Genomic DNA, 21,979 nt, shown 5'->3' on the forward strand with positions numbered 1-21,979 from the left:
GTCAAATTTTAATTAAAGAATTAATAGAACTTATTAGCAATTTCTACAAATGTCAAATAAATTCAAATAACATTAAAAAAAACTCACAGGATCAACATCTATTGTTATTGCAATGTTTGAACTCAAGTTACAGCAATGTTTCAGCTTTTTCTTTATAGACAGACTGTATTTATTGTGTATTTTGAGTAACACTCTATACCGATATTTATTATTTAAGAAATTTATTGCTGCTGGTGATGGGCCAAAAATTTCAAATTCTTTCAATGTCAAGTGCTGAAAGGTAGTTGAACATTGATTATGCAAAAAGTTTGTTATCTCATTTGCTGCTTTCTGCGTTGCAAATTGATCCTTACCACAAACTATAAGCGCTATTAGCCTACTAAATGGGGGCATTTTAGCTTTGCGTCTTAACTCAAGTTCAATTTCATAAAACAAATCCCTTTTTTGCTGCTGCAATGCTTTTATTATCAAACTTTCAGGATTATTAGTTTGTACTATTACCGTTCCTTTTTTATTGAATCTTCCCGACCTTCCTGCAACTTGATGCAATAATTGATACGTCTTTTCTGTTGCCCTAAGATCAGAATTTTCAAGTCCTAAATCTGCATTTATCACTCCAACCAAAGTTAATTTAGGGAAATTATGCCCTTTAGCAATCACTTGTGTACCGATTATAATATTCACTTCTTCTTTGAGCACTGAGTCAATTACGCTACCAAGCGACTTCTGGTCGCTGCTAATAATCGCAGTCTTTGCGTTTGGTATTAATTTTACTATTTCTTCAAGTAACCTCTCAATTCCTATACCACAAAGGGATAATGACTGCTGACTTTGACAATTAGAACACTTTTCTGGAAGTTTTAATTGATAAGAACAGTGATGGCATAAAAGGACATTCTTTTTCTTGTGATACGTAAGCCAAACAGCGCAATTTGAGCAGGAAATTTTGTATCCACACTTTTTACAAACTACAAGTTGTGCATACCCCCGGCGGTTTAGAAAGAGCATAACTTGCTGTTTTTTCTCTATGGTTTGTTTTATGCCTTCGAAAAGCTCATTGGAAATCCATTGTTTGTTGTTTCTCATATCTACCACTTTAATTAGTGGCAGTTCTGCACCACCGAATCTTCTAGTTAGCTTTACATGGTTGTAATTCCCTTTTTTAACATGATAAATTGTTTCAAGCAGCGGAGTAGCGGATGATAAAATAATCGGAATATTTTCGAGCTTGGCTAAGATAATGGCCATATCTCGAGCATTATATATAATCCCCTGTTCTTGTTTAAAGGATGAGTCATGCTCTTCATCGACGATAATTAATTTTAGGTTTTTATAAGGCAAAAAAAGCGCTGACCGTGCTCCAATAATTATCTGCGCACTTCCATTTGCAATACTGAGCCAATTATTTCGGCGAGCTTTTGGAGTAAGTCCTGAATGCCACTCAGCTATATTGCCAGATGTCTGACTGCGAACACGATTTACCAATTGTGAAGTTAGAACAATTTCTGGCAGAAGGATAAGGACTTGTGCATTACCCTCTTCTGGTGTCATTCCAGTGCTTGACACTGGAATCCAGTCTTTATCGTACAACTGCTTAGTGTACTGATTTGAAATTAAGTTCCAGTGTCGGGGCACTGGGATGACATCCTTTTTGGTAAAAATTACTCTTATATTGTAACATTCGTCTAGTTGTGTATTGAACGCTGGAATGACATAACGTTTATTTTTGAAAGTAAATTGCATAGCAAATGGTGTCATTCCAGTGCTTGGCAAAGGCAGTATGCTAAGTGTTACAGTGGGTTTTACCTTAAATATAAGGGTGTCATTCCAGTGTTTATCCAGGAATTTTGATTCTAAATTTGGTATTGATTTTAAATTAAAATAAATGTTTGTGATGAGATTATATGAAAAACTGGATCCCAGTGTCGGGGCACTGGGATGACAAGAGAAGAGAGCATTGGAATTGCAAAAAAAGTAGGCGCTGTGATGACAGGAGAAGGAGGTACAGGAAAAGGAAACACCGGAATGACACCATAGGGGAAACATCACGGAGTGACACCTTTTTGGTAGACAATGTTCGTAAATACTATGATTCTTAATTAACCTTGCAATCACAGAGAGATAAACTTCCGTTTTTCCAGACCCGGTTTCACCGTCAAGTAAAGTTACTGAATACTCATTCAAATTACTTATTATTTTATCTCGAGCTACCTGCTGCTCAGGGCTTAATTGGTAATCTATTTCACTTATTTCTTGCTTTTGCTTAGTGCAAACTAACTTATCTATTTGATTTACCTTTAATACTCCTCCCATTATCACTTTGGCAAGCATACCGATAGGTATTACATTATACTGTGCAACCCACTCTGCAAATTCGATCAGTTTTGGTCTGATGCTCGGCAAATCGATCTTTTGCTCAATAAATTTTAATTCTCGATCGCTTTTGCTACTTTCTCTCCAAACTATTCCAATCAAACGCTTTCTGCCAAACGGCACCACTACGTAATCTCCAATTGAAACTTCAGTATCTTCCTCAACTGCATATGAAAATAGCTGATCAATTGGAAGTGGCAGTAATACGTCAACTGTTTTTGTCATAAGTTAGCGCTGTTTTTAGATACATAGAGAAGCCTTAATGCTTTTTTCATAGTATACAATTTATAATCATAAATATTGGAAATGTGAGGAAATTCTGTATGTTTAGCGATAAAATAGTCCTAGACTTTGAAATAGAAAAAGGTGACCGAATAGATCGGTGTTACTTCTCTACACGCATCAAACTTACAGATAAGAGCAAGAGTTTTCTATGTGAAAAGCTCGGTAAACCTAACAATTTAGATGATTACTTTAATCTTAATCCTGAGAATTTTTATATTTATTACAACAAATATAGTGGACACTATGGTATAAATGAGCTGTATGTCAGAGATAATAATGGTAGATATTTAGCTACTAAACTTCCACTTGATCAGAGCGGATTTTCGATAGAGTTATCATTCGACGAGGTGAATTATGGCTTTTATCCTATGTATGCAATCTATAACCCCACTCAATATGACAAAAAGCAGGAAAAGAGCTTTGAAGATAATGGTGAATTGCAGCCGTTTGTGTCAATTGTATTGGATTACTTTCTAAATGGCTTAACCATTCAAGATATGTTTTTGCAAATACAAAATGAGCTTGTTGAAAAAGAAATAAAATTAGAAGAAGACAGAAGAAAAGCAGAGAAAGAATTAAATCAAAAGAATGAAAAGTTAAGAGAACTCATAGAAAATGATGAGATTAAAGTACTTAAAGTAATAAAAGGCCATAGTATTGGGAATGGACGTTCAGCGGCAATTTTGCAGCTTGATGGTGATCTTGATGCAAGTAAGTACTACATAGCAGAGTATGAAGGCAATGAATACTTACATTGCACGAGCTCTGGTTATGACATACTGCTTGACCAGAGCGATTTATTTTTTGTTCTCAATAGCAGCTCTTATCTTGAACTTGAAAGTGGTTTCTACTCAATACTTGCTGGCAACTATGCTAAATATCTCGATACTAAGAATCTGCTTTTTAGCGATGATCAACTATCTAAGCAGTTATGCAAAAACAAGGTAAAGGCTGAATCTACAGTTAACGCATTTTTCTCAAGACTTATTTATAGTGAAAATTTTTAAGAGGTGAGTATGAAATTTAAAACAAATTCTGGATATGATAAATCAAAAAATTTAGACTTAGATGCTAAAGACTCTACAGGCTATGCTCCTCTACATAAAGCTGTTTTTAGTAGGCGTTTCGATGAGGTCAAACTGTTAATAGATAAAGGCGCTAGAGTGGACGTGCAAGATAAACATGAGCTCACTCCACTTTTTTATGCTGTTATGAATAATGATGAGAAAATGATAAAATTTCTAGTCGAAATAGGTAATGCCGATGTTAACCTGGGTAAATATAATAATCCTCTTGGCATGGCTATTTCACGTGGACGTATGGAATTAGCAGAATATTTGATAGACAAAGGTGCAGATATAAACCGACAAGACAGTATCGGCAGAACCTTTCTGCATAAAGCTGCTGAAAATGGAAATTTAGCTGCAGTGAAATTTTTAGTAGAAAAAGGTGCTAGGCTTGATGTTTTAGATAAATGGAATGATACTCCTCTTCATGTTGCTGCAAATGTAAAAGTCAATAAAGGTCATATAGAAGTAGTAGATTATTTAGTAAAAAACGGTGCAGATATAAATCTTACTCATAACTACACTCCGATACACCTAGCTATTACACGTGGAAATTTAGATATGGTGAAATGTCTGATAGATAATGGTGCTGATCTTTATATTAAAAGAGCATGCGATGGTACACCTCTTACTTATGCTAAACAGCAAGGGCAAGTGGAAATAGTAAATTACATGGATAGTGTAATGTCAAACCTTTCACTTAGCAAAACTGTGTCCCTTGATAACACTAATATAAATATCAAGTATGACTTAGCTGCTAATAAGCTAGATACAATAGAAAAAAGCATTAAAGATGCTGTACGAGACTTTAAGGGTGCTTTTAATACCTCTGACCATGATATAAGGATCAATGCTTATGTATTCAACACTCAAAATGAGTTTAAAGAGTACTTGAAAAAAGTTGGATTTGATGCTGGCGACGGTGTTAATGGCTACACAAGAATGATCGATCTAAATAAGGGAAATGCTGCTGACGTTTATGTTTACCTAGATAGTAAAGGGAATTTAAATCAACATACGTTAGAGCACGAGATAGGGCATGCAATGCACTTTGCAAATCTTGGTCTAAGCTATATCTTGCCAAAAGCAATGCACGAAGCTATTGCTAACTATGTTGCTGGTTTAGAAAATGGCAAGCACATTAATGATCACGGAGATAAAGAAGCTTTAATTGCAATAAAAAATAAGAATCTTAAACTAGATGAGATATTACGTAATGATTATCAAGGAAATCACTACTATTCAGAAGCAGAGCAAGTAGTAAAGTTTCTTGAACATAAACACCCGGACTTAATTGATAATTTACTAAAGAGCCTCTCCACTTATAAGAGATATCATGATAGGGATGAAGGTAAGAAATTAGTTGAGGATTTTTTGGCTGAGCTGAAGGGTTATGATCAAGAATTTAAACAATGGGTCAAAGCTGAGCTAAGTGGTGAACAACATTCGCAACATATGGAATATAATGTTGTTGAATCTAACAGTGTTGAAAGTTCAACAAGCCAACAAAGTGCAGGCAAGGGTCTATATGGTTATAGCCCAGTACATAATGTAAGTGGTGATAAAACCAAGATAGAAAGTGTCAGTAGAGAAGATTCTATGCAACCTGCTAAAAAAGCGAGTGAAGACGAACAAGGAAAAGCTGTTACAACAAAAGTTATGAAGTATAATAAACAGCCTTTCTTAAAGGTGAATATTGATGACAATAATGTAGAAAACACTATAGGAAAAGTAAACGAGATAAATAAGGTAACAGGTGCGACGAGTTTACATTTTGCTGCTTCATTGGGAGATTTAAGCAAAGTAGCAATGCTACTAAAACACAATTCATATACTGATACAAGAGACCATAATGGACAAACGCCACTACATTATGCCATTCAGTCAGGAAATACGGAAGTAGCAAAATATCTTATTGATCATGGAGCAAATCTTAATGTTCATGACAATTATTATCAGAAAACTAATACTAAATATGTGTATTATAAGACACCTTTACACTATGCTATTGAGTCTGGAAATATAGAGATAGCTAAATACTTAATAGATCGTGGTGCAAATCCTAATATTCAAGATGCTTATTCCAAAATGCCATTATACAGTGCTATTTATTCAGGTAATACAGAAATAGTGAACTATCTATTAGATTATAACGCAGATCCTAATAGTAAAAGTTATTATACTTTTCCGTTACTTGCTGCTATTAAGCTAGGGAATGCGGAAATAGTTAAGAGTTTAATTGAGCATGGCGCAGATCTTGGTATCAAAAACACGTCAGCTCAAACACTGCTGCACTATGCAATTGAGCTAAAACATACGGAAATTGCTAAATACTTAATAGATCGTGCTATAGATGTTGATACCCGTGATATTAGCTCTGGTAAATCTCCACTACATTTTGCCATGCACATGAAAAATATGGAAGTAGTTAAATATCTCATAGAGCACAATGCGGATATTGATATTCAGGATAGCTACGGCTTAACACCTTTGCATCTTGCTGTTGATCTTGGGAATAAGAAGATGATAGAGCAGTTAGTTGAAAAAGGTGCGAATATTAATGCTCAGGATAATGATGGTTGGACACCTTTAGTTCATGCAGTGAGGCATGGAAAGTTAGATACAATAGAATATCTAATAAAAAACAAAGCTGACGTTGACGTTGTAGGCAAAGATGGCAGGACACTTGTTGAACATGCTGAGTTATGGGCAGAAGAGAAAGGACTAGCAAGAGATGTAATAGATAGCAAAGGCGATAATGATTCTTATTATCGTGAGCTTTCAAAAGAAGCTGCAACTTGGGAAAAAGATGGAAAAGATATGCTTAGCTATCTCAAAAAAATTACTATGCAAGAAGAAGAATCTAACGATATAGACCAAATGCCAGCAGATCAACCTGTAATTGAAGAAAGGAGTAAAAGATCGATAAGAGTAGACGAAGAGAAGCAAGAGGAAACAATTGTTATAGATAATGTGAAAGAAGAATCACAACATCCTTTAAAAATCAAAGTGGGTGAGGCTGTTGAAATAGGGAAATATAAGGTAGAACTGCAAGTTACGTATGATGATGTAAGAAATTTTTATGACACTATACGTGATAAATATCATGATGGTAGTGGATACAATTATGAGCAAGTAATGGTTTTGTACAATGAAATTGTTAGGCCAGCATCACAGCATCATGATGAACCATTTACTCTTGCTGAGTCCTATATTGCAGATGGGCATCTATTTATTAAAAATCAAGATTTTGGAATTTCTCATGATTTTAATGAGATGTTCTATAAAAGTGATGAGTTTATGTAACATAAAAGGTGGATGAGAATTAATTGATATAAGGAATTAGATCTTTCACTGTCATCCCAGTGTTTCTTTCTCCTGCCATTCCGGCATTTCCTTCTCCTGTCATCCCAGTGCCCCGACACTGGGATCCAGTGTTCATATAATCTCATCACAAACGTTTATTTTAATTTAAGACCAATACCCAATTTAGAATCAAAATTCCTGGATTCCAGTGTCAAGCACTGGAATCTACTATGCAATTTACTTTTTTATATAACAAATAATATTAATTTATTAATTGACAGGTGGCGTGGGTTATACTATTATTAAGATATATAGTTAATATCTTAATAATCAATATGCCAAAATATATTAATCGCATTGCTCAATCTATTGTATTAAAAGTCTATACTGACAAGAAAAACGCTAAAATTAGAGTATTTTCTAAAACTAAAGATGGAGAAGTTGAAAAAACACTTTCAAAACAGCAAATTGTAGAATTTTTAAACCTATTCACTAATATAAGGAATCAAGGAAATAAAGAACTTGCTATCAGTAAAAATGTAGAACGTGGTATCGTTGAAGATATAGAAGGTATACGTAGAGAAAATGGTAGATATGTATATAAGGCGCCAGATTTATCAGCTGAAGAAAAATACAATAAATTATTTGAAAGTGAGAAAGCTATTCAATTTAATTTGAATACTTTTATGTCAGATAGTATATCTAAAATTGTACAATTAAAAGATAGATTTGAAGAAATTTTAGGTTTTTCTCTCGAAAGAGGGTTATGTCACTCATTAAATTACTTTATTACTTTTCTAAAATTAGAGAATAGGCAAGATTTTGTTGAATTTTGCGAGTCTGATAATATTATATCTGAGCAAGATTTTATGAATTATATTGATGGAAGAAAAGAACAAACGATTAAGTTATTGATGATGCAGTTTTTATCGCAATTCTTACCTATTCTTGATGTTCAGAGCATTAAAAAGCGAGAAGGAGATCCATTTTATTCTGATGAGACAATATATGAGCAATTATGTGATGATTTATCTTCAACAAAAGTATGGATAGATACTAACCAAGAACAAATCAAACGTGTCTTAAATGATGTGGAGATAGGATGCTACTTAGAATTTAGTTCTTTTTGTTTTACTTATAATAGAGCAGATGTCAAGGGTGCTGGACATTCTATGTTGGTGTATAAAGCAGAGAATGATAAATACATATTTTTTGACTCTAATAAAGGAGCGGTTGGCTTTTGTCCTAGCACAAGAATTGCCAATTTTACATTAGAGGAAGTTTGTAAGGTAATGGAACTTGCTGTAAACCGTTATTCATATGATATGTATATTAAAATTTTGCAGATTATTGCGAAATTTTTATTACGCTTAGAAATGCAACACTGATGTTAAAGAAAGCTGAAAAGCTTTACGAAACAATGGAAAGAACAAATTCAAAAATAATTGATATATCAGTTGATAAAGGCATGAATCAATTGTTGTTCACACCTGCAAGTCTGTGAACGTACATATCTTGATCTTTTTGGTTATTTACAAAGTATAGACATCAACTCATTCCATTCTCTTTTACCAATGCCACTTTCTTCCCTTGTAACATTTTCTCCTTTAATTAGCTTGCGAATTATTTCAAGGCCAGTTTTTGAAATGCAGGCTGATTTTAGGGAATATTCAACAAAAGCATTATAGGCCAGCGGAACCCATTTCTTCACTATGTCCAACATAATTTCTGCATAGACTCTAATTTCATATTGGGCGTGCTGATCAGCTCTAAGCCTTAAAAAGTGAAAAAGGTTGTGTAAATCTATTTTCCAATAAAACTGAGTATAGTAATTAAGTGTTAGATTAGTTCGGGCAATTTCCCTTGCAAGGCCCTGTTCAATAAATTTTTCATAATGAGAATATACTAAATTAGAATCATTTATTAGAGAATCTATTATTTCTTTTGAAGTACTTGAGTCAAAAGCTTCACCGCTGCCTTGTTTATTATTATCAGATTGTTTTGCAACCTGTTCTGGTATATAAAATTCATTATCAAGTATCGAATACCTTCCGGAATATTCATTCACATTTGCAGTTCTGTGTCTTATCCACTGTCTTGCAATAAAAATTGGAAGTTTCACGTGAAACTTAATTTCACACATTTCAAATGGAGTTGTATGATGATGTCTCATCAAATACTTTATAAGCGCTTCATCTTGATTTATCTGTTTTGTTCCTTTTCCATAAGAAACACGAGCAGCTTGAACTATGGCACTATCAGAGCCCATATAATCAATTACTCGAACAAATCCATGATCTAACGCCTTATGTTCTTCGTATAGAATTTCATCTATCTCTTTTACTGTAGTTTGCTTATTCATAACATGTCCTCAAGGAAATATCGGCTCCACACGAATTGAGTTTTTCGTCCATTGCTTCATAGCCTCTCCATAAATGATGTGAGTTATTTATTGTAGTTTCTCCTTTAGCTACCAAAGAAGCGAGAATTAAAGCTGCTGTTGACCTTAAGTCATTAGCATGCAGATTAGCTCCAGATAGGCTCTTTGTTCCACTTATAGTAGCTTTACTTTTTTCAATGCTAATGTTAGCACCTAATTTTCTTAACTCATTTGCATGTGCAAATCTACTTTCAAAAACGTTCTCTTCAATGATTGATATTCCATCTGCAATGCACATAGCAGACATTAGTTGTGGTTGCATATCGCTGGGAAAGTTAGGATATGGATTTGTTGCAACATGAGCAGATTTAATAGGGCCATTTTTTCTAGAAATAATAATACCATCATCATGTAACTCAACTCTGGCTCCTATAGTCTTCAATTCATTTGCAATGCATTCTATATCAGACAAACTTACTCCTTCTAACTTTAGCTCGCCGTCGGTAATGACAGCAGCCAAAGCATAAGTACCGCCCTCTATGCGATCTGGTATTATTTTATGCTCACACCCATTTAATGCTTCAACACCTTCTATTGTGATTTTTGTATTATTAACTTCAATATTGGCACCCATTTTTTTTAGAAACTCTATTAAATCAAGAACTTCCGGCTCCGTTGCGGCATTGTTTATTGTTGTTACTCCTTCTGCAAGTGTTGCTGCCATGATTATGTTTTCTGTTGCGCCAACACTTACTTTTTCAAATGTTATTTCTTTGCTTTGCAATTTCCCCTTTGTTGTTGCAGTTATATTACAGCTATCAATTTTAATTTTAGCTCCCATTTCTTCGAGTGCCTTGATATGCATGTCAACAGGACGTTTTCCAATATTACATCCACCAGGAAATACTGTTGAAACTTTACCAAATCTGCTGAGCATTGGACCTAGCATTAAAAAAGATGCTCGCAGTCTGCTTGCAATTTCATGTGATATTAAATAGTTATTGATATTGCTACAGTCAATTTCCAAAGTATGATTTGCTTTATAGTCTTTATTGCATATAAAATTTACTTCTGCACCAAGACTCTTAAGCAGCTCAGACATCAAATGCACGTCAATTAAATCAGGTACGTTATGCAAAGTTATTGAAGAATTACTAAACAAGCTTGCCGCCATTATTGGCAAGACGGCATTCTTTGAACCATTAATCTTGATTTTTCCAATCAAGGGCTTATGGTTACTTCTTACTAATATTTTATGCATTTAATCAAGCGATAGAACTTATCAAGTAAGTATAATAGGTTAGCCGTAAAAGGCAAAATTTTGCTTTTTCTTCTTCTGTCATTCGAGTAGCTGACACTGGGATCCATTTCATCATCAAAATGTTATATTTCAACATTACTTTTATGCTGACCAATTTAACTGGATTCCAGTTTCAGCTACTCGAATGACATTTTCGTAGTCGATTCAAAATAGCATAATTAACTACACCTTTCCAAAGATGAGAGACGCGTTGGTACCACCAAAACCAAATGAATTAGAAAGCGCATATTGAATTTTATGCTCTTGAGCTTTAAGTGGTACAAAATTTAAATCACACCCTTCTGAAGGTTTGTGTAGGTTTAAAGTTGGTGGAACAATTCCATTGTTTAATGCAAGGATACTAAATATTGCTTCAACACTTCCTGCGGCACCAAGTAAATGTCCTATAGAAGATTTAGTCGAGGAAACAGGTATTTTATAGGCATAGTCACCGAATAACTGCTTCATTGCTATTACTTCAACTTTATCCCCAAGTGTTGTTGAAGTCCCATGTGCATTGATATACCCAATTTGACTTGGACTTACTTGTGCACTCCTTAAAGCAAGTTCCATTGCCTTAAGTGCGCCTCTTCCTTCTGGATGTGGTGCTGTGATGTGGTGCGCATCTCCTGTGAGTCCATATCCAGTGAGTTCTGCATATATTTTTGCTTCCCTTTTTTTTGCATGTTCATATTCTTCCAGAACTAATATACCTGCCCCTTCGCCCATGACAAATCCATCGCGTTCTTCGTCCCATGGCCTTGAGGCCTCTTCAGGCTTATCATTGAATTTAGTTGATAGCGCCTTCATCGATGCAAAACCTGCAATTCCAACTCTGCATAACGCACTTTCTGCTCCGCCTGCAATCATAATGTCAGCTTCACCGAGTTTTATAGCTCTTGCTGAGTTTATAATCGCATGCGCACCTGTTGCACATGCAGTAACCGCTGAGTCATTTGGACCTATAAATTCGTATTTAATAGAAATATGACCAGATATCAAATTTATTAGACTTGCAGGAACAAAAAATGGGCTAACACGTCTAGGCCCCTTCTCCTGCATGGTAATTACATTTTCCTGAATTGACGGAAGACCACCTATACCAGAACCAATAGCTACACCTATTCGCTCTTTATTAATATTTTTATTTTCCAAAATTAGTGAATCTTCTACTGCCTGAACAGCTGCTGCAATTCCGTAGTGAATAAAACGATCTGTTCTTTTTAGGTCTTTTTCAGAAATATAATCTAGCGGATTAAAACAGCTTTCAGCGTTGTAGGATACCTGTCCTGCAACCCTGCAAGCAAGATCAGAAGAGTTGAACCTATCTGTACTGATTGCTTTTATGCCAGATTTACCTTCTTTCAGCTTTAACCAGGTGTTATTAACATCTGCTGCTAGTGGAGTAATTAAGCCAACACCGGTAACTACTACTCTTCTGCTCATTCAACATCAATTGTTTGCTTTGTTTACTACATATTCAACTATCTGTTCCATAGTTTCCATTTTTTGCGCATCTTCATCAGGAATCTCTATACCAAATTCTTCTTCAGCTGCCATGATTATTTCAACTGCATCTAAACTATCTGTGCCATGGTCTGAAAGCTTTGAAGAACTACTAAATCCCTCTACATCCTTACTGATGTGCTCTAGTATAATCTTCTTTACTTTTTCTTCTATATCTTCTCTAGTGCTTTTTGCCAATTCGTTCATTTCTTACTAAAAAATAATCTATTCTCTGATGTTATAAGAAATTTTGATGTTTGCAATAGCTTTTATGATTATATAAACTATTAAAAACTTCCTATCTCTTAGCACTCGATAGTTAATAAATTTAAAAATGCTAGACGAAACAACAAAAAATTTGCTTGTTGTAGAAGTGAATAAGCTCTTACCTGAAAATAGCGAGAATAAACTTATATCAGCTATGCGTTATGTGCTTCTTGCTCCTGCAAAACATATACGTTCTTTTTTAGTTATAGCATCTTCGTCGATATTCAACATAAAGGTTGAAAAAGCAATAACAGCAGCAGCAGCAATTGAATTTATTCATACTTACTCCCTCATTCACGATGATCTGCCATGTATGGATAACAGTGACACCCGCAGAGGCCAGCCAAGCTGCCACAAAAAATTTGGTGAAGCAACAGCAGTACTGGCCGGAGATGCATTACTTACCCTGGCTTTTGAGGTATTATCTTTGTTAAATTGTGAGATCATAAAAGTGCTCTCTCAAGCAATAGGAATGAAGGGAATGGTGGGAGGGCAGATTTTAGATATAGGTGCAGATTTTGACAAAATAAAAGAAATTCATTTGATGAAAACTGCAAAACTATTTGCAGCTTCATGTGAAATAGGGGCTATAATAGGAGGTGCTACAGACAAGGAGCGGGAAGCATTATATAACTATGGAATAAATCTAGGGCTTATTTTTCAAGCCAAGGATGATATCGAAGATTATGAGCAAGATAAAACGAACAATTTAATGTCCGTGCTTGGAAAAAATGAAATGGAAAACTATATAGATAGTCTCTTTAAACAGGCCTCAGATAATTTAAGTACGCTTTCAGGGAATACTAGTGACTTATATGATTTATTGAATCAAGTAAAAAAAGATGGTTAGAAAAATTATATTACAAATGTTTATCTCTGTAGTAATGATTCTCACTTTAGCTTCTGCTTTTATAATTACGATTGTTTATATAAACAAAGATAAACCAGAGAAAAGGGAAAAGCTTTACGAAATAAATGCTATACATGGTGGTTTGACACAGATGATAGCAAGTTATTTGGTCAGGCCGATACTTGAATCAGCTCTTGATCGTTATATTGAAAAGCATGGGTTAGCAGAATATTTAGAAGAAATAACACAGCAAAAAGAAGAAGAGATGATAAACTTTTATGAAATTACTGAAGGTAGTGGCAGTAAAGTTTTCTGTGGCCAAGAAGTTCTGTTACAAATGTACAAAGTCTCCAACAACCTAGCAACGCTACTTCCGACTGATGTCAATTTGAAAATAGGTCAGGATTACTTAAAAGAAGTGAGTTTAGGGGTAATAGGTATGAAAGAAGGCGGAGAGCGTGTAGTTACTATTGCTGCTGATGACAATAAAATGAGTTTTAACTCTTATTACATCAAACTGATTGAAGTAAAAGATAAATATCCCGATTCAGTAAATAACCTGATGATTTTTAATGACTTAATTAACAAAACTGGAAAGCGAGTAAAATGTGGCGATGAGATATCAGTTCAATATAGCATAAAGAGACATAATGGTGAGTATATAATCAAAGATCAAATAGTGCAGTTTAAGGTTGGTGACAAAAAAATACCACTTGCTATAGAACTTGGAGTTGTGGGAATGAGAGCTGGTAATAAAAGAACAGTTCTTTCTCCACCTGATCTTTTAACTGGTATATTAATAAAAGAAATAGATTTTGATGAAGAAAATATCTCAATAATTGATTTAAGCTTGAATTCTACTATTGAAAAATAGCTTAAAGAATTACGAAGTAAGAAAAAATAAAACCTCTTGAATGCTCTATATTACTTAAAGTAGGCTTCCTCTAAAGTATAAATTTAGATAAATCAAGCTGCTTTGAAATTGACTCTAGTTTATCTCTTACATATTTGCTATCTATAACAAATTTTTCACTATTTTTTTCAGAAGCGATAAAACTTATTTCATCCAAAAGCTTCTCCATGACAGTATGAAGTCTTCTTGCACCTATATTTTCCACTTCTCTATTAACTGTAAATGCTATTTCAGCTATAGTCTCTATACCATCATCAGTAAACTCAAGTGTTACATTTTCCGTTTTCATTAACGCTATATACTGTTTTAACAAACTAGATTCTGGTTCCTTTAATATTTTTATTAGATCCTCTTGAGTAAGCGCCTTAAGTTCCACTCTAATTGGCAATCTACCCTGTAATTCTGGTAAAAGATCAGATGGCTTAGATAAATGAAAGGCACCAGATGCAATAAATAATATATAGTCTGTTTTTACAGGGCCATACTTAGTTGAAACAGTTGTTCCCTCAAGTAATGGTAACAGATCGCGCTGCACTCCTTCTCTGTTGACTTCACCTTTTATTTCTGTACGTGCTGCAATTTTATCTATTTCATCTAAAAACACTATACCTTCATTGCTAACAAGATCAATCGCTTCTTTGATTATCTTGTCTTCATCCATTAACCTTTCGCTTTCTTCATTAATCAATATTTCACGTGCTTCTTTCACTTTAACTGTAATAGTTTTTGTTTTTTTGCTCCCATTAAACATCTTGCCCACGATTTCTGTTACGTTCATCACACCAATTTGCCCACCTGGCATGCCAGGTATATCAAAAGTGGGTAACATACTCTTGCTCTCCCTGACGTTAATAGAAACTTCTCCATCTTCAAATTCCTTATTTCTCAGTCTTTCTCTGAAAACTTTTTTGCTTTCCTCGGTTGCATCTTCACCAACCATGGAGTTGACTATTATCTTTTCAGCCAAACCTAAAGCTTTTTTAGTTAAGGCTTTACGTGCTTTTTCCTTAACTAAAACTATTGCTGCATCAACTAAATCACGTATTATCGAGTCAACATCACGTCCAACATATCCTATTTCAGTAAATTTCGTTGCTTCAACTTTTATAAAAGGTGCACCAGCAAGCTTTGCTAAACGGCGAGCTATTTCAGTTTTACCAACTCCCGTATGGCCTATCATGAGTATATTCTTAGGTATAATCTCTTCACGTAGTGGAAGTGGGACTTTATTTCGACGCCAACGATTTCTGAGTGCAATAGCAACAGCGCGCTTTGCGTCATTCTGCCCGATTATAAATCTATCCAACTCTTTAACTATCTTCTGTGGTGGTAGATCATCTAATAAAGCTTGTGAGCTTTGGATGCTGCTACTTTCTGTACCTTCATTTTCATAGAGGCCGTTTTTTTTATTGCAGTCATCATTATTATCAGATTGACCTGCTACAGGTTGACCAGAAGAATTGGTATACAAAGTTCTTGACATATTACTCCTTTATTTTTTCAATAATTAGATTATGGTTTGTATAAACACATATATCGGCAGCTATCTTCATAGCCTTTTTTGCAATCTCCTCTATTGATATTCCTTCAACGTCAATCAAAGCTTTTGCTGCAGATAAAGCAAAATTTCCTCCAGAGCCAATGGCTGCAATGCCATCTTCAGGTTCAAGAACATCACCCGTTCCTGTAATGACCAATGAAATGGACTTGTCTGCCACGATCATCATAGCTTCTAATTTTCTTAGATATTTATCCATTCTCCAGTCTTTTGCAAGTTCAACACATGCCCTCATTAACTGTCCTGGGTGCTTATCAAGTTTAGATTCTAGCCTTTCGAAGAGAGTAAATGCATCAGCTGTTGCTCCAGCAAAACCGGCAATTACGGAATCACCAGAAAGACGCCTAACTTTTTTTGCTCCAGATTTTATAACGGTATGGCCTAGCGAGACTTGCCCATCACCTATTACTACTACATTTTTGTCTCTTCTAATTGATAGTATAGTAGTACCATACATTTTACTGCTGTCATGATGAATCATTTTTTTGTTATTTTAATTCGTTATATTATATTAAGATTATAGCTTATAATATAGTACTTTTCTTATAACATTTAAAGTGTAGATGCAAAACATAATTCGCCCAGATTTGGAAAAAAGTATAAATAATTGGTTTGAGGCAAAATTTAACGGCCTTACATTGCCATTTTATAGCTCTATAGATCTTAGAAACTCCAGCTACAAAATTGCCCCAGTGGACGCTAATTTATTTCCTGCAGGGTTCAACAATCTAAGTGAGACATCAAGAGCAACAGCAGCAAAACTAATAAAAAGTTATTTTGAAACAAAACAATATAAAAAGACTCTTATAATACCGGAGAATTACACACGAAATAAAATGTATATAGAAAACGTATTTGTTATAGAGAAAGTACTGCAACTCGCAGGTTTTGAAACTAGAATTGGCCTCTTTCATAATGAAACGTACAATTTAATAGAACAGTATGAAACTGTTGTGAAAGAAAACTCTTTGCTGAAGACAACTTCAGGATTTGTGCCTGATGTTATTATACTGAACCGTGATATGACGAGCCACATTCCAGACACACTAGAAAACGTAAAACAAGAGATAGTGCCAAGTCCATTATATGGCTGGCACAGTAGGCAGAAATTTCAATATTTTGAAATCTATCAAAAATTAGTGTCCGAATTTTGTGGCGAATTTAAAATGGATCCATGGCTTATTTCTGTGCTTACAGAAAGCTGTAATGGAGTTGACTTTAATGATGATTCATCACTAGGAGCAGTAGCGACTAAAGTTGACCAAATATTATCTCTAGTGCAAAAAAAATATGAGGAATATGAAATAAAAACACAACCTTACGTTTTTATCAAAGCAAGCAATGGCACATATGGAATGGGCATTATAACAGCAACAAGTGGAAAGGAAATATTAAATCTCAATAAAAAAAAGCGTCATAAAATGAAAAAGATAAAAGAAGGAATAGCAATCAATAGTGTTATTATACAAGAAGGTGTACCAACTATTGACATATTTAAAAGTAGTTCTGCAGAACCGCTAATATACTATATAGGAGATACTCCAACATGTTACTTATACCGATGTAATAGCAGGAAAGATGTATATTCTAGCTTGAATTCCACTGACTGTGAATTTTATGACATCAGCCAAGAAAATAAAACTTTGCCACTTTGGAATATTGTTAGCAAATTAGCAGTGCTAGCATTGGCAATAGAAATTAAGTCTTTTCATCTCTAATAATTAATTCCTACAATGCTGCCATTATGCTGAATATGGTGAGCGTCATCAAGTCCAGTAGAAGGATCAGTACCATTATTAGGTTGATTGACAAACTTATCGATGTTTGATACTAGATATGCTATACTTAGTATCAAACTGACCGTAACAGTTAAGTTGAAATTATAGATTATGCCACCACCCAAGTCTATTGGTATGGTTGGAAGTTCCATTCTTTTTAATATGAAGCTTAACAAGCCCAATGACAAAGTGAATGTGCTAAACATAACATTCTTCTTGCATTTAGCAAGCTCAGCTTCACATTTCGTAAGTTCGTCATCACCCTTTTTGTATTTTTTACATGCTTCTTGATATTTTTTATGCACTTCCTTATATTCTTCGCACTTATAATAACAGCTTACGAATTCTGAAAATAGAAATAGAACTACTGATGTTAAGCTAATATAACTTATTACATCCTTGTTGTTTCTAGCTAAGAAATGAATGATTTTTGCCTGCATCAATATTCCTATGATACAGCTTGCCAAGTACGCTGAGTTACCTACAACCTGTATTGGTTTTTCAGGTTTATTTTCCTCTTCACCATTCGCAGGTTTCTTAGATTTATATCCAGCTAGATTTAGCCCAAGATGAAGAGCAAATATTATTGATGTTGGTAGTTTTATGAACTTAGAAATATCTAATACAGTGCAAATACTTGATCTGTTGTTGTCAATAAAATCGCAACAAAATTGCAATGAAATTTTACATAATATACCTGTTAAACCTGTTGCAATACAATACATCTTTCTAATATCATGATTGTGAACATCATGTATACTTTGTATAAATGTATTTGGTTTACCTTTTGGCATAAGTAGATAATAAAATAATAACTTTTTAATATTATAGTATAAAAATCTAAAAAGAAAAGTGCTATAAATCAGTACTTTGAGAGTGATCTAAACATAAATCGGCCAAGCACTTGATAAACAAGAGATCAGTACTGAGAGTTGGTACGCGAAAGTAATATCCGTCTTTGATAATTGCTTTATACTCTATATCAAGTTCAACCAGTGTTTCAGAATGCTCAGAAACAAAAGATATAGGTGATAAAACTACAGGTATATTATCGTCTTTTGCGCGTGATAGCTCACTTTCAGTGCTAGGCTCCAACCATTTTATAGGGCCAACCTTACTCTGATAACATATTCCCCAATCAAGATCTTCAATATTCAATTTTTTTACTATTAATTTTACTGTTTTTTCTATCTGTGAAGCGTAAGGGTCGCCTTTTTTAATGATACTAAGAGGTAAGCTATGAGCCGAGAATAGGACTCTTGGCTTACCGATTTTGCTAGCTAATTTATAATATTTAGACGTCAGATTAACATGAGCTTCAATAAAGTCTTCATTGTCATAATAATGGTGAATTGTTTTTGTGTTACATTCCAGTTTGGCATTTTTTTGCCAATTCTCGATGGATGATAGAGTTGTGGTGGTTGAATATTGCGGATATAGTGGTAGTAGAATGACTTCGTCAGGGTCGAATTGCTTTACGTTTTTAACAACTTCATCAGCAAATGGATGCCAATAACGCATGCAGATGAATATCTTATATACATGGTTTCCATTTTCATTTAATTTTAGTTCTAAAGCATCAGCTTGTGCTTTTGTATTCTCCAAGATTGGCGATTTACCTCCAATGTGCTCGTATATTTCTTGTGCAGTACTTTCTCGCCTTTTGGAGATAAACTTTGCTAAAAGAAAGCGGAAAGGATTGGGTAGATTGACTATTCTTCTATCATAAAATAGATTAAACAAGAAAGGACGTACTGCACTTAGTGAATCAGGTCCACCAAGGTTAAATAAGATTACTGCCTTCTTCACTGACAGCACCTTTCTTCAGGTTTGCCTATAAAATCAGCTACACACTCATCAAGTTTAGTTACAGGCACTAAATTTCTTACACTGGCATACAATAGATGACCAGATCTCTTCACGTTACTCTGTGTAGATACAAAGTTTCTATCAAAAACCACATCAACACAAAAACTTGGCACTGCTTCAAAAAGTTCAACAGCAGCCAAAGATATCATTATGCAGCTTTGTAGAGCCTTCAGAAAAATCGTAAGGGGAAAAAGTAGAACCCTAACAAAGAGAGAGGGAGGGCTTTCATTCATTAGTTGTCCTGGATTAGGAGAATTATATTCAATATGCTGCCTGTTTTTATCAAAGATAGGAAATTTTATAGTGTCTTTCTTAAATTCCGGCTCTATTTGTTTCTCGGTATCATTTTCATTATTAGTCATTTTTTTCAATAACTTTTCACGCAAGTGAAAGGTTCTTACAACAAAACATGTTGCAACCATCAGTGCAGCACATATAAGTGCGCACTCGATAAGGCTTATGTTGCCTACCATAGCTGGTAATACAAAGCAAACAAACAGCGGTATGGAAATCATTTCACCAAATGGAACAACGTTCCTTTTCATCGCAAAAGCGGCACCTTCTTTTAATTTTGTATTATTGTGTAAGCTATACTCTAAATAACTTAAAAGTGCCAAATTAAAGGTTAAAAAACCTTTTGTTCCGCAGAAAATTGATGATTTAAGATTATTCACTAGTTTCTTACGACGGTAAACCATAAACTACCCCTTGATGTTTTATTCTTGACTATAAATAAAAAATCTCTTTGATGGAACAAAAATTCACAATAAAGTAAATATACGATCTTAATATAAGGAAATGATATGGCAATTGAGAGAACACTTTCGATATTAAAACCTGATGCAGTAAAAAATAATATTACAGGCAGTATAAATTCTTACATTGAAAAATCTGGACTAAAAATTATAGCACAGAGAAAGATGCTGCTGACAAAAAAACAAGCAGAGCTGTTTTATGAAATTCATAAGGATAGGCCTTTTTTTGAAGAGTTGGTGGAATTTATGACTTCTGGGTCTGTGATAGTTCAAGTTTTAATTGGTGAAAATGCAGTCAGTAAATACAGACAAATCATGGGTGCTACAGATCCAAAACAGGCAGATAAAGGTACAATTAGGGGTGATTTTGCTAATGATATTAGTGAAAATAGAGTGCATGGTTCTGATAGTCTAGAGAATGCTCATAGAGAAATAGCTTTCTTTTTTGCTGAATGTGAATTGGTGTAGTTTTACTTTTTTACATATTAAATTTCTGAATTTTATGTTGAACTGTATAATATTAGCCCAATTTTTAGTTTAAGCAATATTAAGGGAAAGCTTTTTCATGCACAGTATAGATAATATTTAAAATGGATCATGTTGTTAATGCTTATAATAGATCTGAAGCTTCTATAGTTAGAGGAGAAGGAGTATATCTCTTCGATAAGGATGGTAAAAAATATTTAGACTTTGCTGCAGGAATTTCTACAACCTCTCTAGGGCATTGTCATCCATACATTACAGATAAACTGAAGGAGCAACTGGATTCATTATGGCACTGCTCTAATATTTTTACTATTCCCCAGCAGGAAAGGCTTGCTCAGCGTTTAACAGAACTTACCTTTGCCGATAAAGTTTTTTTCTGCTCAAGTGGACTTGAAGCAACAGAAGCTGCAATTAAATTTATTCGCCGCTATTTCTACTTAAATGGACAAGAAAAGCGCAGTCACATCATTACAATTGAAGGAGGTTTTCATGGCCGCAGTATTGCTGCAATTTCAGCTGGGGGAAATGAAAAATCACGCGAAGGTTTTGCTCCACTCCTTTCTGGTTTTGATAAAGTTCCAAGAAATAACATTGAAGCATTAGAAAAGAAAATCAATAGCGAAACAGCTGCCATATTTTTAGAGCCCATACAAAGTGAAGGCGGAGTACATCCATTGGACGTAAAGTATCTTAAAAAAGTAAGAGAGATAACAAAAGCTCAAGGAATAATTTTATGCTTTGATGAAGTGCAATGCGGATATGGAAGGATTGGCTCTCTATTTTACTATCAAAATATAGGAGTTGAACCTGATATGCTCACTTGTGCGAAGGCTATGGGTAATGGATTTCCTCTGGCTGCATGTTTAGTAAAAGATTATATAGCAGAAGCAATCACTCCAGGAACTCATGGGTCAACTTATGGAGGTAATCCACTTGCTATGACTGTTGGTAATGCAGTACTCGATGTAATGCTAAAGGAAGGCTTTTTTGACCATGTTAAGAAGGTCAGTAAATATCTAAAAGAAAAGTTGTTGTCTTTGACTGAAGAATTTCCGAAGATCGTTTCAGAAGTTCGTGGGGAGGGTTTATTGATAGGGATAGAGCTTAGATTACCTTTGGCTGATAAAATTGTTAAACAATCTCTTGACAAAGGCTTAATAATGACTAAAATTTTAAATAATAGAGTAATAAGAATAACTCCTCCACTTGTTGTTGAGAATATGCATGTGAATGCAGTGTGTGATATATTTCATGATTTATTTTTTTATATTAAAGATATATAGACT

19 protein-coding genes are annotated in these 21,979 nt (G+C 34.4%); 8 read left to right on the forward strand and 11 right to left on the reverse strand.

Annotation, left to right across the window (positions count from 1 at the left end; all coding sequences use genetic code 11):
* Positions 1-72: 72 nt before the first annotated feature.
* Positions 73-2,598 (reverse strand): primosomal protein N', encoded by a 2,526-nt coding sequence (gene priA / locus AAGD63_RS00390; protein ID WP_341813433.1) that lies wholly within the window; start codon positions 2,596-2,598, stop codon positions 73-75.
* Positions 2,599-2,696: 98 nt separating this feature from the next.
* Between priA and AAGD63_RS00395 the strand changes: the two genes are divergently transcribed.
* From AAGD63_RS00395 to AAGD63_RS00405, 3 genes are all read left to right on the forward strand, one after another.
* Complete coding sequence (locus AAGD63_RS00395) at positions 2,697-3,665, forward strand: hypothetical protein (RefSeq protein WP_264336308.1); 969 nt, start codon at positions 2,697-2,699, stop codon at positions 3,663-3,665.
* Between the two features lie 9 nt (positions 3,666-3,674).
* The gene (locus AAGD63_RS00400) at positions 3,675-7,031 is read left to right on the forward strand and encodes an ankyrin repeat domain-containing protein (RefSeq protein ID WP_341813434.1); all 3,357 of its coding nucleotides are present in this window, start codon (positions 3,675-3,677) and stop codon (positions 7,029-7,031) included.
* Positions 7,032-7,366: 335 nt separating this feature from the next.
* Entirely contained in the window at positions 7,367-8,419 is a 1,053-nt protein-coding gene (locus AAGD63_RS00405) for a hypothetical protein (protein WP_341813435.1), read from the forward strand.
* Positions 8,420-8,559: 140 nt separating this feature from the next.
* Here the strand turns inward: AAGD63_RS00405 and thyX are convergent, their stop codons facing one another.
* The 5 genes from thyX to acpP form a co-directional block, all read right to left on the reverse strand.
* Complete coding sequence (thyX, locus tag AAGD63_RS00410) at positions 8,560-9,393, reverse strand: FAD-dependent thymidylate synthase (protein ID WP_341813436.1); 834 nt, start codon at positions 9,391-9,393, stop codon at positions 8,560-8,562.
* Positions 9,386-10,672, reverse strand: a complete 1,287-nt coding sequence (gene murA, locus AAGD63_RS00415) for a UDP-N-acetylglucosamine 1-carboxyvinyltransferase (protein ID WP_341813437.1) — start codon at positions 10,670-10,672, stop codon at positions 9,386-9,388. The genes thyX and murA overlap by 8 nt, the downstream gene beginning before the upstream one ends.
* Before the next feature lie 4 nt (positions 10,673-10,676).
* A complete protein-coding gene (locus AAGD63_RS00420) occupies positions 10,677-10,808 on the reverse strand; it encodes a hypothetical protein (RefSeq protein ID WP_341813438.1) in 132 nt (43 codons plus the stop codon).
* Positions 10,809-10,894: 86 nt separating this feature from the next.
* Positions 10,895-12,157, reverse strand: a complete 1,263-nt coding sequence (gene fabF / locus AAGD63_RS00425; RefSeq protein WP_006014597.1) for a beta-ketoacyl-ACP synthase II — start codon at positions 12,155-12,157, stop codon at positions 10,895-10,897.
* Positions 12,158-12,163: 6 nt separating this feature from the next.
* Positions 12,164-12,424: an acyl carrier protein gene (gene acpP / locus AAGD63_RS00430; RefSeq protein WP_007302173.1), complete on the reverse strand. Its 261-nt coding sequence runs from the start codon at positions 12,422-12,424 to the stop codon at positions 12,164-12,166.
* A 127-nt stretch (positions 12,425-12,551) separates the two neighbouring features.
* On the opposite strand from acpP, the gene AAGD63_RS00435 reads away from it, so the two are divergent.
* Together AAGD63_RS00435 and AAGD63_RS00440 are read left to right on the forward strand one after the other, a co-directional pair.
* Entirely contained in the window at positions 12,552-13,334 is a 783-nt protein-coding gene (locus tag AAGD63_RS00435; protein WP_341813439.1) for a polyprenyl synthetase family protein, read from the forward strand.
* Positions 13,327-14,208 carry an FKBP-type peptidyl-prolyl cis-trans isomerase gene (locus AAGD63_RS00440; protein ID WP_341813440.1) on the forward strand — a complete coding sequence of 294 codons (882 nt, stop codon included), beginning with the start codon at positions 13,327-13,329 and terminating at the stop codon, positions 14,206-14,208. The genes AAGD63_RS00435 and AAGD63_RS00440 overlap by 8 nt, the downstream gene beginning before the upstream one ends.
* A gap of 70 nt (positions 14,209-14,278) precedes the next feature.
* On the opposite strand, the gene hslU is transcribed toward AAGD63_RS00440, so the two are convergent.
* Together hslU and hslV are read right to left on the reverse strand one after the other, a co-directional pair.
* A complete protein-coding gene (gene hslU, locus AAGD63_RS00445) occupies positions 14,279-15,730 on the reverse strand; it encodes an ATP-dependent protease ATPase subunit HslU (protein ID WP_341813441.1) in 1,452 nt (483 codons plus the stop codon).
* Position 15,731: 1 nt separating this feature from the next.
* On the reverse strand, positions 15,732-16,286 hold the full coding sequence (gene hslV, locus AAGD63_RS00450) for an ATP-dependent protease subunit HslV (RefSeq protein ID WP_026092657.1): 555 nt from the start codon (positions 16,284-16,286) through the stop codon (positions 15,732-15,734).
* Between the two features lie 82 nt (positions 16,287-16,368).
* Here hslV and gshA point away from each other — a divergent pair, with 82 nt between their 5' ends.
* Positions 16,369-17,523, forward strand: coding sequence for a glutamate--cysteine ligase (gshA, locus tag AAGD63_RS00455; protein ID WP_341813442.1), 1,155 nt, complete (start codon positions 16,369-16,371; stop codon positions 17,521-17,523).
* On the opposite strand, the gene AAGD63_RS00460 is transcribed toward gshA, so the two are convergent.
* The 3 genes from AAGD63_RS00460 to AAGD63_RS00470 all read right to left on the reverse strand — a co-directional run bounded on the left by AAGD63_RS00460 (position 17,520) and on the right by AAGD63_RS00470 (position 20,150).
* On the reverse strand, positions 17,520-18,377 hold the full coding sequence (locus AAGD63_RS00460) for a hypothetical protein (protein WP_341813443.1): 858 nt from the start codon (positions 18,375-18,377) through the stop codon (positions 17,520-17,522). The genes gshA and AAGD63_RS00460 overlap by 4 nt on opposite strands.
* 61 nt (positions 18,378-18,438) lie before the next feature.
* Positions 18,439-19,392, reverse strand: a complete 954-nt coding sequence (gene hemH, locus AAGD63_RS00465) for a ferrochelatase (protein WP_341813444.1) — start codon at positions 19,390-19,392, stop codon at positions 18,439-18,441.
* A complete protein-coding gene (locus tag AAGD63_RS00470; protein ID WP_341813445.1) occupies positions 19,389-20,150 on the reverse strand; it encodes a hypothetical protein in 762 nt (253 codons plus the stop codon). Before AAGD63_RS00470 ends, hemH begins: the two co-directional genes overlap by 4 nt.
* Positions 20,151-20,255: 105 nt before the next feature.
* Here AAGD63_RS00470 and ndk point away from each other — a divergent pair, with 105 nt between their 5' ends.
* On the forward strand, positions 20,256-20,675 hold the full coding sequence (ndk, locus tag AAGD63_RS00475; RefSeq protein ID WP_015587995.1) for a nucleoside-diphosphate kinase: 420 nt from the start codon (positions 20,256-20,258) through the stop codon (positions 20,673-20,675).
* 122 nt (positions 20,676-20,797) lie between these two features.
* On the forward strand, positions 20,798-21,976 hold the full coding sequence (locus tag AAGD63_RS00480; protein WP_341813446.1) for an aspartate aminotransferase family protein: 1,179 nt from the start codon (positions 20,798-20,800) through the stop codon (positions 21,974-21,976).
* Positions 21,977-21,979 lie beyond the last annotated feature (3 nt).

It is taken from the genome of Wolbachia endosymbiont (group B) of Germaria angustata, assembly GCF_964026725.1.
Taxonomy (GTDB): domain Bacteria; phylum Pseudomonadota; class Alphaproteobacteria; order Rickettsiales; family Anaplasmataceae; genus Wolbachia; species Wolbachia pipientis_C.